This window comes from Streptomyces sp. NPDC088354, assembly GCF_044753585.1.
GTDB lineage: Bacteria > Actinomycetota > Actinomycetes > Streptomycetales > Streptomycetaceae > Actinacidiphila.
Genome location: NZ_JBIVNJ010000004.1, coordinates 181,077 through 199,551, shown reverse-complemented (window position 1 = coordinate 199,551; position 18,475 = coordinate 181,077). Strand labels below are relative to the sequence as shown.

The following is an 18,475-nucleotide window of genomic DNA, read 5'->3' as shown; positions in this document are numbered from 1 at the left end:
TACCGGCAAGAGGCAGCATTGTGCCCAGTGCGGGCCTTCCGTACATGAGTGAGTTCCCCCCAATGTGCTCCGGCTCCGAAGTCGAGCCGAAACTCCCTCAGGGAAGTTAGCAGATACTTTTAGAGGATCATCGTCCGCGGCGTCACCCGTGAGAGAGCCGGTCCGGCACGCCTTGCGTTTTCCCAGGTGAGGAGGGTGAAGCTGGAAGGTCATTCACCCTTCCGAGTGGGATTGGCCGCGGTAATGGAATGAACAATCGAACGAACTGTACATCCGATGATCCGGTTGACAGCGGGCATTGACGGTCTGAACAATCAGCGGCCTGTTCATTCGGTGCAATGGGGGGAAACATGCAATCCCGCATCGGGAGACCACGGAAGTCCCGGGTCTCCGTCGTCGTCATGCTCGTCGCGTCGCTCATGGGCGCCGCATTCCTGACCGTCCCGGCCGATGCCGCGGGCCGCGTCCCGGCAGCCGATCCCGGCGGCCGCCACCACCGGCACGGCGAGAGCCTCGGCGGCCGCTCGGGCGTCGGCAGTATCGACCTCGCCGCGTGGGCGAAGTCCCAGCTCGCCGCCGACCGCGACCGCCGCGCCGAGGGCCCGGCCCGGGAGGCCGCCGCGGAGCGGCCGGCCACCCGCGCCGCCCTGCTCGCGAAGCCGGCCGCCGTGGCCGCCGGCACCTCGGCACTCGTGCTCTACGACACCGCGGGGCCCTACGGACAGCTCGGTGAGCTGTACGCCATGGCCACCGCCAACCTCGCCGGCCACTTCGGCACGGTGACCGCCAAGCCGGTCCAGCAGTACACCGCCGGCATGGTGAACCAGTACACGGCGACCGTCTACCTCGGCTCCACGTACTACGGCGGCAGCGTCCCCGACGCCGTCCCGGCCGCGTTCTACCAGGACGTCGTCACCACCACCCACCCGGTGACCTGGGTCGGCGACAACATCTGGTCACTGGCGAACGCCACCGGGGTCACCCAGTTCCAGAACACCTACGGCTGGGACCCCAGCACGTCGTACTTCGACCCCGCCTCCGTCACGCAGGTGACGTACCGGAACCAGACCCTGACCCGGAAGGTCCCGGCGGGCCAGGACGGCGGCGTGCTGCGCCCCGCCATCCTGACCGGGCCCGGCTACCCGGCGGTGACCCCGCTGGCCCAGGCGGTCGACACGGCCACCGGCGCGTCCTTCCCGTGGGCGGTGCGCTCAGGCAACCTCACCTACGTCGGCGAGATCCCGTTCGCCTACGTCTCCGAGAGCGACCGCGTCATCGCCTTCGAGGACCTGCTCTTCGACGCCCTCGCGCCGAACACCCCCGAGCGGCACCGGGCACTGCTGCGGCTGGAGGACATCAGCCCCGACTCCGACCCGGCCGAACTGCGGGCGACGGCCGACTACCTCTACGCGCAGAGGATCCCGTACGGCATCAACGTCATCCCCGTCCACACCGACCCGCACGGCACCTACAACAACGGCCGTGCCGAGACCGTCACCCTGGTCCAGCGCCCGCAGGTGGTCTCCGCGCTGAAGTACATGCTGGCGCGCGGCGCCGTCCTGATGAACCACGGCTACACCCACCAGTACGGCACCGTCGCCAACCCCTACGACGGCGTCTCCGGTGACGACTTCGAGTTCTACCGGGCCCACGTCGACAGCGCCGACAACGTGGTCTACGACGGCCCGGTCGCCGAGGACTCCGCGCTGTGGGCGCAGACCCGGGTCACCCTGAGCCTGGCCCAGTTCCTCCTCGCCGGGCTGCCGACGCCGAAGTTGTGGACCACCCCGCACTACGCCGCCTCCGCCACCGACTACAAGGTCTTCGCGCAGAACTACACGGCCCGCCTGGAGCGTTCCCTGTACTTCTCCGGGACGCTGAGCGGTACCGCGGGGGATCCCAACCGCTTCATCGGCCAGTTCTTCCCCTACGTGGTGAAGGACGTGTACGGCACCACCGTGCTGCCCGAGAACATCGGCAACTACGAACCCCAGGCGTACAACAACCACCCGGCCCGGCTGCCCGCCGACCTGATCGCCTCGGCCAAGGCGAACCTCGCCGTGCGCGACGGCTTCGCCAGCTTCTTCTACCACCCCTACAACCCGGTCCAGCCGCTCCAGGAGACGGTCGACGGCATCCGCGCCCTCGGCTACACCTTCGTCAGCCCCGCGGCGCTCACGTGACCCTGATCCGGAGGACCGCCGCCGCCATCCTGGCGGCGGCGGTCCTCGCCGTCACCGCCGGATGCACCACCGTCCCCTCCTCGCCCGCGCCCGCGCCGGCCGGCGCGGGGGCCTCCCGGCTGCGGGGGATCGCCCTGCCGTCCTGGGCCGCCGAGGACTACGACAGCCCCGCCGCCGGCCGCTACCTGCGCGACATCGCGGCCACCGGGGCGGGCTGGGTGTCACTCACCCCCACCTGGTACCAGTCGGCACCGGGCGACGCGTCGATGCACACCACAGGAGAGACCGCGAGCGACGCCTCGCTGCGCCGGATCGTCCGCGAGGCCCATGCCGCCGGGCTCAAGGTGCTGCTCAAACCGCACGTCGACCTCCCCGGCGACCAGGACCGCGCGCGGATCCGGCCCGCCGACCGCGCCGCCTGGTTCGCCGCGTACACCCGCTTCATCACCCACTACGCGCGGCTGGCCGAGGACCTCGGGGTCGAGCAGGTCTGCGTCGGCACCGAACTGGCCGGCACCTCGCGGGACGGCGCCCCCTGGCGGGCGGTCATCCGCGCCGTCCGGCGGGACTACCGAGGACCGCTGGTCTACGCCGCCAACTACGACGAGTACGCGCACGTCCCCTTCTGGGACGACCTCGACCTGATCGGCGTCGACGCGTACTGGCCGCTCGCCGGTCACGCCACCACCGACGTCGGCCGGCTGCGTGCCGCCTGGCGGCCGATCGCCCGGGAGCTCGCCGCCTTCTCCGCCCGCCGGCACCGCCGCGTGCTGTTCACCGAGGCCGGCTACGTCAGCCAGCGCGGCACGACCACGGCCCCCTGGTCCTGGACGGTCAGCGCGCGCCCGGCCGACGACGAACAGGCCGCCGCCTACCAGGCGCTGCTCGGCGCCCTGGAGGGGGAGCGCTGGTGGGCCGGGGTGTGCTGGTGGATGTGGGACGACTGGCCGGACAGCGGCGAGACACCGCGGCGGCTGGCGTACACCCCGCACGGCAAACCCGCCGAGGAGGTGCTGCGCCGCTGGTGGCGCAGATGAACGAGACAAAAGGTGCGAATCGCTGGGATTGTGTTCCCATGACCGCTCTCGCGCCCCCCGACCACGAGGACACCACGGACTTCGCCGACGCCGACCGCGGCTTCCTCGGCGCCCTGACGCCCGGCCGCGTCACCGCCGACGACGGCCGGGTGGTCTGGGACAACGACGCCTACTCCTTCCTGCAGGGCCCCTGCCCCGACACCGCCCACCCGGGCCTGTGGCGGCAGAGCCGGCTCGCGGCGAAACAGGGTCTGTTCGAGGTCGTCGAGGGCGTCTACCAGGTCCGCGGCCTGGACCTGTCCAACATGACACTCGTGGAGGGCGACCGCGGGGTCGTGGTCATCGACCCGCTGCACTCCACCGAGGCCGCGGCCGCCGCCCTGGCGCTCTACCGCGAGCACCGGGGCGACCGCCCGGTCACCGCGCTCATCTACACCCACTGCCACGTCGACCACTTCGGCGGCGCCCGCGGCGTCCTCCCCTACGGCCACGACCCGGTCCCGGTCCTCGCCCCGGCCGGCTTCCTGGAGCACGCCGCCAGCGAGAACGTCTACGCCGGCACCGCGATGAACCGCCGCGCCGTCTACATGTACGGCTCGGAACTGCCCAAGGGCCCCGCGGGCCAGATCGGCTGCGGGCTCGGGCAGACCGTGTCCACCGGCGCCATCGCCCTGATCCGGCCGACCGTCTCCGTCACCCGCACCGGGCAGGACGAGACCCTCGACGGCGTCCGCATCGTCTTCCAGCTCACTCCCGGCACCGAGGCGCCCGCCGAGATGAACTTCGTGCTGCCGGGCAAGCGCGTGCTGTGCATGGCGGAGAACGCCACCCACACCATGCACAACATCCTGACCCTGCGCGGCGCCCAGGTCCGCGACGCCCGCCAGTGGGCCCAGTACCTCAACGAGTCGCTGGTGCTGTTCGGCAACTCCGTCGACGTCGTCATCGCCTCCCACCACTGGCCCACCTGGGGGCGGGAGAACATCCACCGGCTGCTGGCCCACCAGCGCGACCTGTACGCCTACCTCCACGACCAGACGCTGCGGCTGCTCAATCAGGGCATGACCGGCAGCGAGATCGCCGAGGAGCTGCGGCTGCCGCCCGCCCTGGAGCGCCTCCACGCCAACCGCGGCTACTACGGCTCCCTCTGCCACAACGTGAAGGCGGTCTACCAGCGCTACATGGGCTGGTTCGACGGCAACCCCGCCCACCTGTGGGAGCACCCGCCGGCCGAGGAGGCGCGCCGGTACGTCGACTGCCTCGGCGGGGTCGACGCCACCGTCGCCAAGGCGGGGGAGTACGCCGACGCGGGCGACCTGCGCTTCGCCGCGACCCTGCTCAACCACGCCGTCTTCGCCGACCCCGGGCACACCACGGCGCGCGGTGAACTGGCCGCCGTCTACGTCCGGCTGGGCCACGGCTGCGAGAACGGTCCCTGGCGGAACTTCTACCTGATGGGCGCCAAGGAACTGCGCGACGGCATCAGCCCCACCCCGACCGCGACCCCCGGCCCCGATCTCACCGCGGCCCTGACGGTCGATCAGTTGATCGACTCGCTCGCCATCCGCGTCAACGGCCCCCGGGCCTGGGACACCCACCTCACCATCGACTGGCGGCTCACCGACGAGCACCGCACCTGGCACCTCACCCTCTCCAACGGGGCGCTCACCCACTACTCCACCCAGGACGGCCGCCCCAACCGGCACGCCGACCTCACCCTCACCCTGACCCGGCCCGAACTGCAACGACTCCTGGCGGGCGGACGTTTCGACGGGATCGAGCACGAGGGCGACCTGAAGGTGGTGACCACCCTCGTCGGCCTGCTGGACGGCCCCGACCGGGACTTCGCCATCGTCACCCCCTGACCCGGGGACCCGCGGGCCGGCCCGCCGAGTGGCCAATTCCGGCGGCGCGGCCGGGGCACCGTGGGCATAGCCTGAACGTCATGGTCGAACACCGCTTTGCCGAAGTGAACGGTATCCGGCTCCACATCGCGGAGGAGGGCGAGGGACCCCTCGTCGTGCTGCTGCACGGCTTCCCCGAGTGCTGGTACTCCTGGCGCCACCAGTTCGGACCGCTCGCCGCCGCGGGCTACCGGGTGGTCGCGCCCGACCAGCGGGGCATCGGGCGCAGCGACCGCCCCGAGGCCGTCGACGCGTACACCGTGCTGGACCTGGTCGGCGACGTGATCGGGCTGATCCACGCCCTCGGAGAGGACACGGCCGTCGTCGTCGGCCACGACTGGGGCGCCCCCGTCGCCTGGCACACCGCGATGCTGCGCCCCGACGTCGTACGGGCCGTGGCCGGGCTGAGCGTCCCACCGACCCCGCGCAGCGGGGACACGCCCCCGCTGGTCGCCATGCAGGAGCGCTACGACGGGCGCTTCTACTGGAACTACTTCGCGCAACCCGGCGTCGCCGACGCCGAGTTCGCCGCCGACCCGGACTCCACCTTCCGCCGCTTCCTGTACGGCGCCTCCGGCGACAACCCGGCCAACGACCCGGTCCCCGCCGAGCCGCTGGTCCCGCCGGGAGGCGGGTTCCTCGACCTCGTCGGCGATCCGGAGAAACTGCCGGCCTGGCTCACCGAGGAGGACGTCGCCACCTTCGCCGCCGAGTACGGGCCCCAGGGCTTCACCGGCGGACTCAACTGGTACCGCAACCTCGACCGCAACTGGCGGCTGACCGCGCCCTGGAGCGGTGCGACCCTCCAGGTCCCGGGCCTCTACGTCACCGGCGACCGCGATGTCGTCCACGCCCTCCCCGGCGCCTCCGACCTCCTCGCGGTGCTGCCGCAGCTCTACCCGACGCTGCGCGAGCCCGTCGTGCTCCCCGGTTGCGGCCACTGGACGCAGCAGGAGCGCCCGGCCGAGGTCAACACGGCGCTGCTGGACTTCCTGCGCGAGACGGCGCCGGCCCGCGCCTGACCGGCACGCCGCACCCCGCCGGGGCACCGGCTCAGGTGTCGCACTCCAGCACGGTGCGGCACAGCCCGCACCGTGCCTTCACCCGGCCGCGCACCGGGACCCGGATGCGCTGGTGGCAGGTGGGGCAGGGGAAGGACACCCGCATCGGCGCCTCGCCCTCGAAGGCGTAACCGGCCACCGGGTGCGCGGCTCCGCGGCGGCGGTCGTGGGCGTAGCGCCGGCGGTTCGCCCAGCCGCAGCCCAGCAGCGGCGCGTTCCGCAGGTCGTCGCGGGCCAGCCCGAGGCCGTCCCGGTAGGCGTCGCGGGCCCGCGGGCCGGTCAGCCAGGGCTCGATGTCGTCGCCGAAGGCCAGTGCGCGCTTGGCCAGGACGTACCCGAACTCCTCCGGGGTGAGGTAGCCCAGCTTCGACGCCGCCATCGTCACCCGGTCGCCGAACAGCGCCGGCTCCTCCCGGTAGGAGTCCAGCAGCAGCCAGCCCGCGCCGAGGTAGGCGGTCGCGGTGTCCGTGAGGATCTCGTTGTCCCGCGTCCCGGGGAACTCCAGGCCGAGCCGGTGCAGGTACACGTGCATGACCTCGTGCGCCAGCGCCGCGCCCACGTCGCGCCGGTCCTCGCGGAAGCGGTCGTGCAGCTCCACGAAGTACTCCGGGCCGGAGGCCAGTTCCACGTTGCCCGCGTGCGTCATGTCGCGGAAGCTCACCACCATGCGGGCCTCGGGCAGCCGGAAGTGCCGCACGATGACCCCGGCCACCCGCTGCGCGCCCAGGTGCAGGTCCTCGTCCGGCGGGAACTCCACGGCCTCGGGGCGGACGCTCGCCGCGAACCGGCTCACGGTGTCGTACGACAGCCTGCGGTAGAGCGCGGTCAGGGCGGACCGCACCTTCTCCAGGTGCGGAAAGCCGTGCTCGATCGGGCTGGACGACGGCTCGCCCACGGCGCCTCCCCCAAGCGGTGCGACGCTACGAGCCTACGCGTCCAGCCACGCCGTTGTCGCCGTGCGATCCGGTCCCGTACCGGACGCCGAACCGGCCACCGGCATCCCCAGCGCCGCCAGCCGCTCCGCCGCGCCCGGCGCCTCTCCGCCGGCCGGCTGGTAGGCGCTCACCAGCAGCCGCCCGCCCGGCTCCACCAGCTCGGCGAGCAGCCGGCGCAGCAGTCCGCCGAGCCTCGCCGGCGGCACGCAGTCCACGAGGACGTGCACGAAGGTGAAGCGTCGGCCGCCGGCCGGCCGCCAGTCCAGCGCGTTGCCCACGGCTATCCGGTCCGCCCACTGCGGCAGCCGCCGCCGTGCCAGCTCCGCCAGCCCCGGCGCGATGTCCAGCCCGTACGGCTCGATCGCCCGGCCGCGTTCGGCGGCCCACGTCCGCACCGACTCCATCAGCAGCCCGTTGGCGCAGCCGATGTCGAGGAAGGCGCCGTCCCGGTGCAGCGCGTCCACCACCATCGACCGGCGCGCCCGCCACTCCTGCGGGCCGCCGCCGAAGCCGGAGCCGCCCTCGGCGGTCGCCGCCCGCAGATAGGCGGGCTGGATCAGCCGCAGGTTGTCCGCGAACCACGAGGCGTCGTCCTGCTCCCGGAAGGAGCGCGCGGCGTCCAGCACCGCCCGCCGCTCGGTGCGGTCCGCCAGCCGCGCGGCGACCTCCTGCGGGGTCCCGGTGAACAGCTCCACCCGGGTGTGCGGCCGCCGGCCGCGGTAACGGTCGCCGTCCAGCCAGGCGTACAGCCGCAGCTCCACGCCGTCGTAGGCGAAGGGGTGCACGCGCTGCCGCAGGAAGCCGGCGGTCATCAGCGGCACCCGCTCGGAGGTGTCGAGCACCCAGTCCTCGCCCGGCAGCACCCGCCCCGACGGCAGCCGCAGGCCCGCGCCGCCGTGGCCCTGCGCGGGGACCGCGCAGCGCCCGTCCGGCAGGAAGAGCACATACGTCACCCGGCGCACCGCCTCCGGATCCTGCGGATCGTGCTCCACCGGCTCGTACGCGTGCGCCCCCGCCACCATGCCGTCCGTCCCCCTCGGCCGAATCCGTTCGCCCCCGGCCGATCCCCCCGGACGCGTCGACGTACGGACACCGTACAAGTGACCGCCGACATCCGGCTGATGCGGGTGCCCGCGGGGCGGGCCGGAACCGTCCGGAACCCCGGTATGTCGCGGTGGCGCGGCCCCGCCGGGCGGTCGGCAACGCCCGCGGTGCGCATCGCGGCAGCGCGGCCGTCCCTGTGAGGCCTCGGGCCCGCGGGCGGCGCGGGCCGAGCGCTGCGATCACCACCCCGGATCGGCCTGACGTGGTGAACTGCCGAGCCTGGCACGCGGGGGAGGGGACCATCCGCGGGCCGTCCGCCTCCGCCTCCGCGTGGCGTGGGCCGAGCGCTGCGCTCGCGCCCGGTGTGCGGGCCGGCGAAGCCGCGGGGGCGGCTTGGGGTGCCCGCGCGCGCTCGGCCTCCGGCGCCCGCGACGCGCTGCGGGGGTGACTCCCGGGGACGCGGATGCGGTACGGGCCGGGCGTGGGCCCGGACCGTGTCCGTGTGACCGCCTGCGTGGGCCGAGCGCTGCGCTCGCGCCCGGTGTGCGGGCAGGCCAAGGCGCGGGGAGGCTCCTTCGGGCGCCCGCGCGCCCGGACTCCGGCGCCCGCGAGGGCGCTGCGGGGGTGACTCCCGGGGACGCGGGGTCACCCGCATGCGGCAGGGCCCGGCGCGGGGGTCTTCGGGTGCCCGCGCGCTCGGCCTCCGGCAGCCGCGAGGGCGCTGCGGGGGCCGCGGCCGGTCAGAGCGCTGCGGGGGCCGGGGGCGGGGGGAGTTGGCCGTAGCAGAGGCAGAAGGGGTGGCCTGCCGGGTCGGCGAAGACGCGGAAACCGCTGTGTTCGCCGCCGCTGTCGTGGAGGAAGGTCGCGCCCAGGGCGACGACCTCTCCCTGGGCCCGTTCGACGTCCGCGCGGGTGGGCACCTCGAAGTCGAGGTGGAACTGCTGCGGGTGCTCCGGGTCCGGCCACTGCGGCGGGCGGTGGAAGAGCACCTCCTGGAACGCGAAGCGCGTGCCGCCCGGTGCCGTCAGGGTCACCCAGGAAGGGTCGGAGCCGTCCAGGGCTCCGCCGAGGATGCCCTGGTAGAAGGCGCCCAGCGCCCGCGCGTCGGGACAGTCGATCACGGTGAGCTGCAAGGTGGCGATCATCCGGCGAGCCTGCCCGCTGTCATACCTGAGGTGCAAGGCCCGCGGCCGGGACCATACTTTCGGTGGATACCGACAGGGACGGCCGGGGGAGGCGCGGCACGCACCCGGCTCCGTACCCTGGGGACCGTCGACGTAGCCGCCAGCCGCGAAGGACCCGCCGCGATGCATGCCCTGCCCGTGCCCCTGATGCCCGCCGCCCTCGCCGCCGGGGTCACCCTCCTCGTGTGCTGCGCGGCCGTCGTGTGCGGCCCGCTCACGGCGGTGTTCGCGGGACTGCTGGCGCTGGGCGTGTGGGGCGTGCGCTACGCGGTCCACCCTCGGTGAGCCCGTGGGCGGCCCCGTGACGACGGCCCACCGGCGGGTCAACGTGCTCGCCCTCGCCCTGCTCGTCGCGGCCGCCGCGGGGACCGCCTGGGCCGTCTGGCGCACCGGCTCGGGACGCGCCGACGCCGTCGTGCACGGCAGCACCTCCGCGCGCGCCGCCGACCCGGCGGGCCACACCCCCGTACGCCTCGACATAGCCCGCGCCTGGGTCCACGCCCGCGTCCTGGACCTCGGGCTCAACGACGACGGCAGCCTGCAGACGCCGGGCGCCGAGGAGGGCCGCCGCTGGGCCGGCTGGTACGACCGCAGCGCCGCGCCCGGCGACCCCGGCACCGCCGTGATGGTCGGCCACCACGACACCGGGAGCGGCCGCGGGGTCTTCCACGACCTCGGCGACCTGCGTCCCGCGGACACGGTCGTGGTCACCCGCCGCGACGGGAGCCGCGCCCGCTTCACGGTCACCCGGGTCGTCCGGGTCCCGGGCCGCTCCCGGCCCGCCGAGGCCTGGTCCACCGGCGCCGGAGGCCCTTCCCTGCGCCTGATCACCTGCACCCGCGGCCAGGGCGACAGCCTGATCGTCGACGCCGCCGCGGTCCGCTCCTCCTGACGCCCGGCACGGCCGCCGGACCGGGCGGGGGAACTCCCGTGCGGGTCGCACGGCCCATGAGGCAGCATGGCGGCATGCCTGCTCTCACCCGTGCCGAGGCCGAGACCCGCGCCCGGCTCCTCGACGTCCACACCTACGCCGTCGACCTGGACCTGACCCGCGGCGCCGACGTGTTCGGCTCCACCACCGTCATCGGGTTCACCGCCCTCGCCGACGGCGACACCTTCGTCGAGCTCAAGCCCGCCGCCCTGCACCGCGCCGTGCTCGACGGCCACGCCCTCGACCCCGCCGCCCTGGAGGACAACCGGCTGCCGCTCACCGGGCTCACGGAAGGCCCGCACGAGCTGCGGATCGAGGCCGACATGCGCTACTCGCGCACCGGGGAGGGCATGCACCGCTTCACCGACCCGGCGGACGGCGAGACCTACCTGTACACCCAGCTCTTCCTGGACGACGTGCAGCGCGTGGTCGCCGCCTTCGACCAGCCCGACCTCAAGGCCGTCTTCGAGGTCACCGTCACCGCGCCGCCCGCGTGGACCGTCCTCGGCAACGGAGTCGCCGAGCGCACCGGCGAGGCCGAGGGCCACTGGCGGATCGCGCCGACCCCGCGCATCAGCACCTACCTGCTCGCGGTCGCCGCGGGCCCCTGGCACTCGGTGCGCACCGAGCACGCCGGCCTGCCCTTCGGACTGCACTGCCGGCGCTCGCTGGCGCCCCACCTCGACGCCGATGTCGAGGAGCTCTTCGACATCACCCGGCGCTGCTTCGACCGCTACCACGAACTGTTCGCGGAGCCCTATCCGTTCGACTCCTACGACCAGGCCTTCGTCCCGGAGTTCAACGCGGGCGCGATGGAGAACCCCGGCCTGGTCACCTTCCGCGACGAGATGGTCTTCCGGTCCGCCGTCACCGACGCCGAGCGGCAGACCCGCGGCATGGTCGTCGCCCACGAGATGGCCCACATGTGGTTCGGCGACCTCGTCACGCTGCGCTGGTGGGACGACATCTGGCTGAACGAGTCCTTCGCCGAGTACATGGGCTACCAGGTGCTCTCCGAGGCCACCCGCTTCACCGACACCTGGACCGACTTCGCGGTCGCCCGCAAGGGCTGGGGCTACGACGCCGACCAGCGCCCCTCCACCCATCCCGTCGCCCCGGACCCCGAGGCCGTCCCCGACACCGCGTCGGCGCTGCTCAACTTCGACGGCATCTCGTACGCCAAGGGCGCCTCCGCCCTGCGCCAGCTCGTGACGTGGCTCGGCCGCAAGGACTTCCTGGCCGGCATCAACGAGCACTTCTCCCGGCACCGGTTCGGCAACGCCGCCCTCGCCGACTTCATCGACTCCCTCGCCTCCGCCACCGACCGGGACGTGCACGCCTGGGCCGACCGCTGGCTGCGCACCACCGGCGTCGACACCCTCACCCCCGTCCCGGCCGAGGCCGACGGAGGCTGGCGGCCCGAGGTGGTCCGTGTGGGCGAGCGCCCGCACCGCATCGCGGTCGCCGCGTACGACCGCGACCCCGCGGACCCGGCGCGGCTCGTGCTGCGCGAACGCTTCGAGACCGATGTCCCCGCGGGCGCCGAGGCCGCCGCGACACGGCCCGGGCCGCGCCCGGACCTGGTGCTGCTCAACGACCAGGACCTGACGTACGCCAAGATCCGCTTCGACGCCCGGTCCTGGGACACCCTCGTCCAGGGCCTGAGCGGCCTGCCCGACCCGCTCGCGCGGGCCCTGGTGTGGAACGCCGCCCGTGACATGGTGCGCGACGGCGAACTGCCTCCGGCCGCCTACCTGGACGTGGCCCGCGCCCACCTGCCGCACGAGACCGACCTCGCCGTGGTGCAGGGCGTGCTCGGTTTCGCCCGCGTCCAGCTCGCCGACCGGTACCTGCCCGCCGGGCAGCGGCCCGGGGCCCTCGCCGTACTGGAGGCCCTCACCCGCGAGCTGCTCCGCCACGAGGACCCCGGCATGCGGCTCGCCGCCGCCCGCGAACTCATCACCGCCGTCACCGACCCGGCCGAGCTGCGCGGCTGGCTCACCGCCGGGACCCTGCCGGACGGGCCGCCGCTCGACCCCGAACTGCGCTGGCAGATCCTCACCCGGCTCAGCGTCCTGGGCGCCGCCGACCGCGCCGACATCGACGCGGAACTCGAGCGCGACCCCAGCGCCACCGGCCGGGAGGGCGCCGCCCGCTGCCGGGCCGCGCTGCCCGACGCGGAGGCCAAGCGGGAGGCCTGGACCTCGATGTTCGAGGACGACACGCTCTCCAACTACCTGTTCACCGCGACCGCCCAGGGCTTCTGGCAGCCCGAGCAGCTCGCCCTCCTCGGCGACTACGTGCCCCGCTACTACCCGGCCGCCGTCGCCCTCGCCGCCCGCCGGGGGCCCGCGCTGGCCGACGCCGCCGGCCGCTGGGCCTTCCCCCTCCCGGTCGTGGACGCCTCCGTCCTCGCCCTCGGGGAGGCCTGCGTCCGCTCCGCCGACCCCGCTCCCACCCCCGCCCTGCGGCGCAGGCTCGTCGACCAGCTCGACGACCTGGCCCGCGCCCTGCGCGTGCGGGGCGCGTGACCGCTCACTCCCGGGGCGAGGGCGCGCCTGACGTGCCCTCGCCCCCGCGCCCGCGTGCGCGCAAACTGCGGGTCCGATGAGGGGTACTTCGAGGTCGGGGCAGCATCCCCGCGCGGGCGGCGTCGTTACGCAGTCCGGACCGCGCGGACGGGTCGCGCGGCGGTGATCGCTGTGTTCTCGGAGGGTGCCAGGCCGTGTCACCTCAGCTCGCCGGCGGCAGGGGAGGGCCGGGCCGGCTGCGACCGTTGCTCGGGGTGGTGCTGGACGCGCTCGCGGAGGGTGCCGCGCGGCGCGCGGGACCCCTGCCCGCGGGCGGGCCGGAGGCGGTCGCCGCGCGGGTCGCGCAGACCCTGGGAGAGGCGCTGCCCGAGCACGGGACCGGGGTGCAGGAGGCGCTGCGGACGCTGGTGCGGCTGACCGCGGAAGGCGCGGCGGACCCGGCGGAACCGTTCTGCGCCGCACATCTGCACTGCCCGCCGCTGGCCGTGGCCGCGGCCGCCGACCTGGCCGCGAGCGCGCTGAACCCCTCGATGGACTCCTGGGACCAGGCCCCCGCGGCGACCGCCCTGGAGGCGGCGGTGACGGCGGCGCTGGCCCGCCTCGTCCACCCCGGGGCGGCGGCGCCCGACGCGCTGATCACCACCGGCGGTACCGAGTCCAACCAGCTCGCCCTGCTACTCGCCCGCGAACGCGCCCCCGGTGTGCGGATCGTGACCGGGGCCAACGTCCACCACAGCGTGCCGCGCGCCGCGTGGCTGCTCGGGATGCCGGAGCCGGTGGTCCTCGACACCCCCTCAGGGGTGCTCGACCCCGCGCGGGCACGCACCGCGCTCGCCGCGGTCCCGGGCCCGGCCCTGCTCGTCGCCACGGCCGGGACCACCGATACCGGGGCCGTCGACCCGCTGCCCGAACTCGCCCGCGCCGCACGGGAGTACGGCGCCGCCCTGCACGTGGACGCGGCCTACGGCGGCCCCCTGCTGTTCAGCGACCGTGAGGCGCCGCGGCTCGCCGGGCTGGCCGAGGCCGACAGCGTCACCCTGGACCTGCACAAGCTCGGCTGGCAGCCGGTCGCCGCGGGTGTGCTCGCCGTGCGCGAGGGGGAGTCGCTGCGTCCGCTCGGGCACCAGGCGGACTACCTCAACGCCGCCGACGACACCGAGGCCGGCTTCCCCGATCTGCTCGGCCGCTCGCTGCGCACCACACGCCGCCCGGACGTGCTGAAGATCGCCGTGACGCTGCGCGCCCTCGGCAGGCAAGGCCTGGGCCGGCTCGTGGACACCGTCTGCGACCGGGCCCGCGAGCTGGCCGACCTGGTCGAGCGGCACCCGGACCTGACCCTGTACGCCCGCCCCGCGATCAGCACCGTGCTGCTGCGCCCCGCCGGGGCCGGCGACGACGCGGTCGCCGCGATCCGGCGACGGCTGATGCTCGACGGCCGGGCGGTCCTCGGCCGGGCCCGCGCCGGCGGACGGCTGTGGCTCAAGGCGACCCTCCTCAACCCGGCGCAGGCCGCCGGCGACCTCGAGGCACTCCTCGCGCTCGTGTGCGCGACCCATCAGGAAGGCAGCACGCCCGATGACCGTGGCTGACAACACCGAGTACGCCGAAGACACCACGTACACCGCGTACGCCGAAGCGGCCGCCTCGCACGCCGAGCAGCCCTACGACCTGCTCGGCATCGGCATCGGGCCGTTCAACCTCTCCCTGGCCGCGCTCGCCGACGGCGTCCCGTCCCTCAGCGCCGCCTTCTACGACCAGGAGCAAGCCTTCCGCTGGCACCCCGGGCTGCTGATCGAGGGCGCCACCCTCCAAGTGCCGTTCCTGGCCGACCTGGTGAGCCTCGCCGACCCCTCCAGCCGCTGGAGCTTCCTGAACTGGCTGAAAGCCCGTGAGCGGCTGTTCCCGTTCTACTTCGCCGAGCGCTTCCATGTGCACCGCGCCGAGTACGACGCCTACTGCCGCTGGGTCGCCGAGTCCCTGACCAGCACCCACTTCGGCCGCCGGGTCGACAGCGTCCGCTGGAACCCGGGCCGCGGCCTGTTCGAGGTCGGCCACACCCGGCTCGATTCCGAGGGGCAGGCCGTGGGGCGCGGCGTCCGCCACGCCCGCAACCTGGTCCTCGGCATCGGCTCGGAACCGTACGTCCCCGAGGCGCTGCGCCCGCTGATCGAGGCCCCGGCGGTGCAGGTCGTGCACTCCGCGGACTACCTGGCGCACCGCGACCGGCTGCTGGCCGCCGGCCACGTCACCGTCGTCGGCGCCGGCCAGTCCGGCGCCGAGGTCTTCCTCGACCTGCTGCGCGGCCGCCCCGCCGGGAGCGAGCGGATCACGTGGATCGCGCGCAGCCCCGCCTTCGCGCCGATGGAGTACAGCAAGCTCGGCCTGGAGCAGTTCACCCCCGACTACGCGCGCTTCTTCCACGGCCTCGCCGAGCCGGTGCGCGACGGTCTGCTGCCCCGGCAGTGGCAACTGCACCGGGCCGTCGACCACGGCACCCTCGCCGCCGTCCACGACGAGCTGTACCGCCGCTCCCTCGGCGGCGGCTGGCCGGACGCGGTCCTCACCCCCGGTGTCACCGTGCGCACCGCCGGGCGGCTGGGCATGGGCGCGGTCGAACTCCACCTGGAGCACCAGGAGCAGGGCACCCGCACCCGGATGGTCACCAACGCCGTGGTGCTCGCCACCGGCTACCGCGAGCGGCCCACCGGCAGGCTGCTGGCGGCCCTGGACCCGTACATCCGCCACGACGGGGCGGGCCGGCCCCGGATCGACGAGCAGCACCGGATCGTGCTGGACCCGGCGGTGGGCGGATCGGTGTACGTGCAGAACGCCGACCGCCACTCGCACGGCGTCGGCGCCCCCGACCTGGGCCTGGCCGCATGGCGCTCGGCGGTCATCCTCAACTCCGTGACGGGCGGGGAGCCCTATCCGCTCCCCGCCCGCACGGCCTTCACGACCTACGGCCTGACCTCGGCCACGGCCCCGGTCAGCGAGATCCCTTCCGCACGGCCCGCAGGTATTCGCGGTTCATAGCGGCGATCGACGGCAGCGGGATGCCCTTGGGGCAGGCCGTGGCGCACTCACCGGTGTTGGTGCAGCCGCCGAAGCCCTGGTCGTCCATGGCGGCGACCATGTTGAGCACCCGGGTCTCCCGCTCCGGACCACCTTGCGGCAGCACATTGAGGTGGTTGACCTTGGCGGAGGTGAACAGCATCGCCGAGCCGTTGGGGCAGGCCGCCACGCACGCCCCGCAGCCGATGCACTCCGCGTGCTCGAAGGCGAGGTCGGCGGCCTCCTTGGGGACGGCCGTCGCGTGCGCCTCGGGCGCGCTGCCGGTCGGCACCGAGATGTACCCGCCGGCCTGGATCACCCGGTCGAAGGCCGAGCGGTCCACGACCAGGTCCTTGACCACCGGGAAGGCCGCGGCCCGCCACGGCTCGACGTCGACGGTGTCGCCGTCCTGGAAGTGCCGCATGTGCAGCTGGCAGGTGGTGGTCCGCTCCGGGCCGTGCGCCTGTCCGTTGATGACCATGCCGCAGGCACCGCAGATGCCCTCGCGGCAGTCGTGGTCGAAGGCGACGGGCTCGTCGCCCGCGAGGATGAGCTCCTCGTTGAGGACGTCGAGCATCTCCAGGAACGACATGTCGGGACTGATGTCCTCGACGCGGTAGGTGACCATGGCGCCGTCGTCCTGCGAGGACCGCTGGCGCCAGATGCGCAGGGTGAGGTTCACGCGTAGCTCCGCTGGGTGGGGTGTACGTAGTCGAAGGTCAGCGCCTCCTTGTGGAGCACCGGCGTGCCGCCGTCGCCGGGGTGCTCCCATGCGGCGGCGTACGAGAAGTTCTCGTCGTCGCGCAGCGCCTCGCCGTCGGGGGTCTGGCTCTCCTCGCGGAAGTGGCCGCCGCAGGACTCGGCGCGGTGCAGCGCGTCCAGGCACATCAGCTCGGCCAGCTCCAGGAAGTCCGCGACGCGGTTGGCCTTCTCCAGGGACTGGTTGAACTCCTCGCCGCTGCCGGGCACCTTGATGCGGCGCCAGAACTCCTCGCGCAGCGCGGGGATGCGCTCCAGCGCCTTGCGCAGGCCGCTCTCGGTGCGGGCCATGCCGCACTCGTCCCACATCAGCTCGCCGAGCTCGCGGTGGAAGGAGTCCGGGGTGCGGTCGCCGTCCACGGCCAGCAGCAGGTTCAGCCGGTCCTCGACCTCCGCGACGACCTCGGTGACCGCCGGGTGGTCGGGGCCGACCGCCTCGTGGGGGCCGCGTGCCAGGTAGTCGTTGATCGTGGCCGGCAGCACGAAGTAGCCGTCGGCCAGGCCCTGCATCAGGGCGCTGGCTCCGAGCCGGTTGGCGCCGTGGTCGGAGAAGTTGGCCTCGCCGATCGCGAACAGGCCGGGGATCGTGGTCTGCAGGTCGTAGTCCACCCACAGACCGCCCATCGTGTAGTGCACGGCGGGGTAGATCCGCATCGGCCGGGTGTACGGGTCCTCGGCGGTGATCCGCTCGTACATCTCGAAGAGGTTGCCGTACTTCTCCTCCACCCGGGCGCGCCCCATGCGGGCGATCGCGTCGGCGAAGTCCAGGTAGACGCCCTGGCCGCCGGGGCCGACGCCGCGGCCCTCGTCGCAGACGTTCTTTGCGGCGCGGGAGGCGATGTCGCGGGGCACCAGGTTGCCGAAGGAGGGGTAGATCCGTTCCAGGTAGTAGTCCCGCTCGTCCTCGGGGATCTCGTGGGGCGGGCGGTCGTCGCCCTTGGCCTTCGGCACCCAGATGCGGCCGTCGTTGCGCAGCGACTCGCTCATCAGCGTCAGCTTCGACTGGTGGTCGCCCGAGCGCGGGATGCAGGTCGGGTGGATCTGCGTGAAGCAGGGGTTGGCGAAGTACGCGCCCCGGCGGTGCGCCCGCCAGATGGCGGTGGCGTTGGAGCCCTTGGCGTTGGTCGACAGGTAGAAGACGTTGCCGTAGCCGCCGCTGGCCAGCACCACGGCGTCGCCCAGGTGCACCGAGATCTCGCCGCTGACCAGGTCGCGGGCGACGATGCCGCGGGCCCGGCCGTCCACCACGATCAGGTCCAGCATCTCGGTGCGGGCGTGCAGTTCCACCGTGCCCGCGTCGATCTGCCGGGACAGCGCCTGGTAGGCGCCGAGGAGGAGCTGCTGGCCCGTCTGGCCGCGGGCGTAGAAGGTGCGGGAGACCTGGACGCCGCCGAAGGAGCGGGTGTCCAGCAGGCCGCCGTACTCGCGGGCGAAGGGCACTCCCTGGGCCACGCACTGGTCGATGATCTGCAGCGACACCTCGGCGAGGCGGTGCACGTTGGACTCGCGGGCCCGGAAGTCGCCGCCCTTGACGGTGTCGTAGAACAGCCGGTGCACGCTGTCGCCGTCGTTGCGGTAGTTCTTCGCCGCGTTGATGCCGCCCTGGGCGGCGATCGAGTGCGCCCGGCGCGGGGAGTCCTGGTAGCAGAACTGCACGACGTGGTAGCCCTGTTCGGCCAGCGTCGCCCCCGCGGATCCGCCCGCCAGGCCGGTGCCGACGACGATGACCTTGTGCTTGCGGCGGTTGGCCGGGTTGACGAGCTTCGCCTCGAACTTGCGGCGGCCCCAGCGCTCCTCGATGGGAGCGGCGGGCGCCTTGGTGTCGGCGATCGGCTCGCCCTCGCGGTACTGCATG

Annotated in this window: 14 protein-coding genes; 9 read left to right on the top strand and 5 right to left on the bottom strand. The window is 73.9% G+C overall.

Annotation, left to right across the window (positions count from 1 at the left end; genetic code table 11):
- Positions 1-350 precede the first annotated feature (350 nt).
- The 4 genes from ACIP98_RS09210 (at position 351) to ACIP98_RS09195 (ending at position 6,146) form a co-directional block, all read left to right on the top strand.
- Complete coding sequence (locus ACIP98_RS09210; RefSeq protein ID WP_401974634.1) at positions 351-2,183, top strand: DUF2334 domain-containing protein; 1,833 nt, start codon at positions 351-353, stop codon at positions 2,181-2,183.
- Complete coding sequence (locus ACIP98_RS09205) at positions 2,180-3,220, top strand: glycoside hydrolase family 113 (protein ID WP_401974631.1); 1,041 nt, start codon at positions 2,180-2,182, stop codon at positions 3,218-3,220. The genes ACIP98_RS09210 and ACIP98_RS09205 overlap by 4 nt, the downstream gene beginning before the upstream one ends.
- 38 nt (positions 3,221-3,258) lie before the next feature.
- Positions 3,259-5,085, top strand: a complete 1,827-nt coding sequence (locus ACIP98_RS09200; RefSeq protein ID WP_319661119.1) for an alkyl sulfatase dimerization domain-containing protein — start codon at positions 3,259-3,261, stop codon at positions 5,083-5,085.
- An 80-nt stretch (positions 5,086-5,165) separates the two neighbouring features.
- Complete coding sequence (locus ACIP98_RS09195) at positions 5,166-6,146, top strand: alpha/beta hydrolase (RefSeq protein WP_319661121.1); 981 nt, start codon at positions 5,166-5,168, stop codon at positions 6,144-6,146.
- Positions 6,147-6,177: 31 nt separating this feature from the next.
- Here the strand turns inward: ACIP98_RS09195 and ACIP98_RS09190 are convergent, their stop codons facing one another.
- From ACIP98_RS09190 to ACIP98_RS09180, 3 genes are all read right to left on the bottom strand, one after another.
- On the bottom strand, positions 6,178-7,080 hold the full coding sequence (locus tag ACIP98_RS09190) for a hypothetical protein (RefSeq protein WP_319661122.1): 903 nt from the start codon (positions 7,078-7,080) through the stop codon (positions 6,178-6,180).
- 33 nt (positions 7,081-7,113) lie between these two features.
- Positions 7,114-8,142 (bottom strand): class I SAM-dependent methyltransferase, encoded by a 1,029-nt coding sequence (locus ACIP98_RS09185; protein ID WP_401974627.1) that lies wholly within the window; start codon positions 8,140-8,142, stop codon positions 7,114-7,116.
- A gap of 762 nt (positions 8,143-8,904) precedes the next feature.
- Complete coding sequence (locus tag ACIP98_RS09180) at positions 8,905-9,309, bottom strand: VOC family protein (protein ID WP_319661124.1); 405 nt, start codon at positions 9,307-9,309, stop codon at positions 8,905-8,907.
- A gap of 162 nt (positions 9,310-9,471) precedes the next feature.
- On the opposite strand from ACIP98_RS09180, the gene ACIP98_RS09175 reads away from it, so the two are divergent.
- The 5 genes from ACIP98_RS09175 to ACIP98_RS09155 all read left to right on the top strand — a co-directional run bounded on the left by ACIP98_RS09175 (position 9,472) and on the right by ACIP98_RS09155 (position 15,843).
- Positions 9,472-9,633: a hypothetical protein gene (locus tag ACIP98_RS09175; RefSeq protein ID WP_401974624.1), complete on the top strand. Its 162-nt coding sequence runs from the start codon at positions 9,472-9,474 to the stop codon at positions 9,631-9,633.
- A 4-nt stretch (positions 9,634-9,637) separates the two neighbouring features.
- Positions 9,638-10,240, top strand: coding sequence for a sortase domain-bontaining protein (locus ACIP98_RS09170; protein WP_401974621.1), 603 nt, complete (start codon positions 9,638-9,640; stop codon positions 10,238-10,240).
- Between the two features lie 74 nt (positions 10,241-10,314).
- Complete coding sequence (pepN, locus tag ACIP98_RS09165; protein ID WP_401974618.1) at positions 10,315-12,810, top strand: aminopeptidase N; 2,496 nt, start codon at positions 10,315-10,317, stop codon at positions 12,808-12,810.
- Positions 12,811-13,004: 194 nt separating this feature from the next.
- The gene (locus ACIP98_RS09160; protein WP_401974615.1) at positions 13,005-14,399 is read left to right on the top strand and encodes a pyridoxal phosphate-dependent decarboxylase family protein; all 1,395 of its coding nucleotides are present in this window, start codon (positions 13,005-13,007) and stop codon (positions 14,397-14,399) included.
- Positions 14,386-15,843 (top strand): lysine N(6)-hydroxylase/L-ornithine N(5)-oxygenase family protein, encoded by a 1,458-nt coding sequence (locus ACIP98_RS09155; protein ID WP_401974612.1) that lies wholly within the window; start codon positions 14,386-14,388, stop codon positions 15,841-15,843. The genes ACIP98_RS09160 and ACIP98_RS09155 overlap by 14 nt, the downstream gene beginning before the upstream one ends.
- Here ACIP98_RS09155 and ACIP98_RS09150 read toward each other — a convergent pair.
- Entirely contained in the window at positions 15,797-16,543 is a 747-nt protein-coding gene (locus ACIP98_RS09150; RefSeq protein WP_319661130.1) for a succinate dehydrogenase/fumarate reductase iron-sulfur subunit, read from the bottom strand. The genes ACIP98_RS09155 and ACIP98_RS09150 overlap by 47 nt on opposite strands.
- Positions 16,540-18,474, bottom strand: coding sequence for a fumarate reductase/succinate dehydrogenase flavoprotein subunit (locus ACIP98_RS09145; protein ID WP_401974609.1), 1,935 nt, complete (start codon positions 18,472-18,474; stop codon positions 16,540-16,542). The genes ACIP98_RS09150 and ACIP98_RS09145 overlap by 4 nt, the downstream gene beginning before the upstream one ends.
- Position 18,475 lies beyond the last annotated feature (1 nt).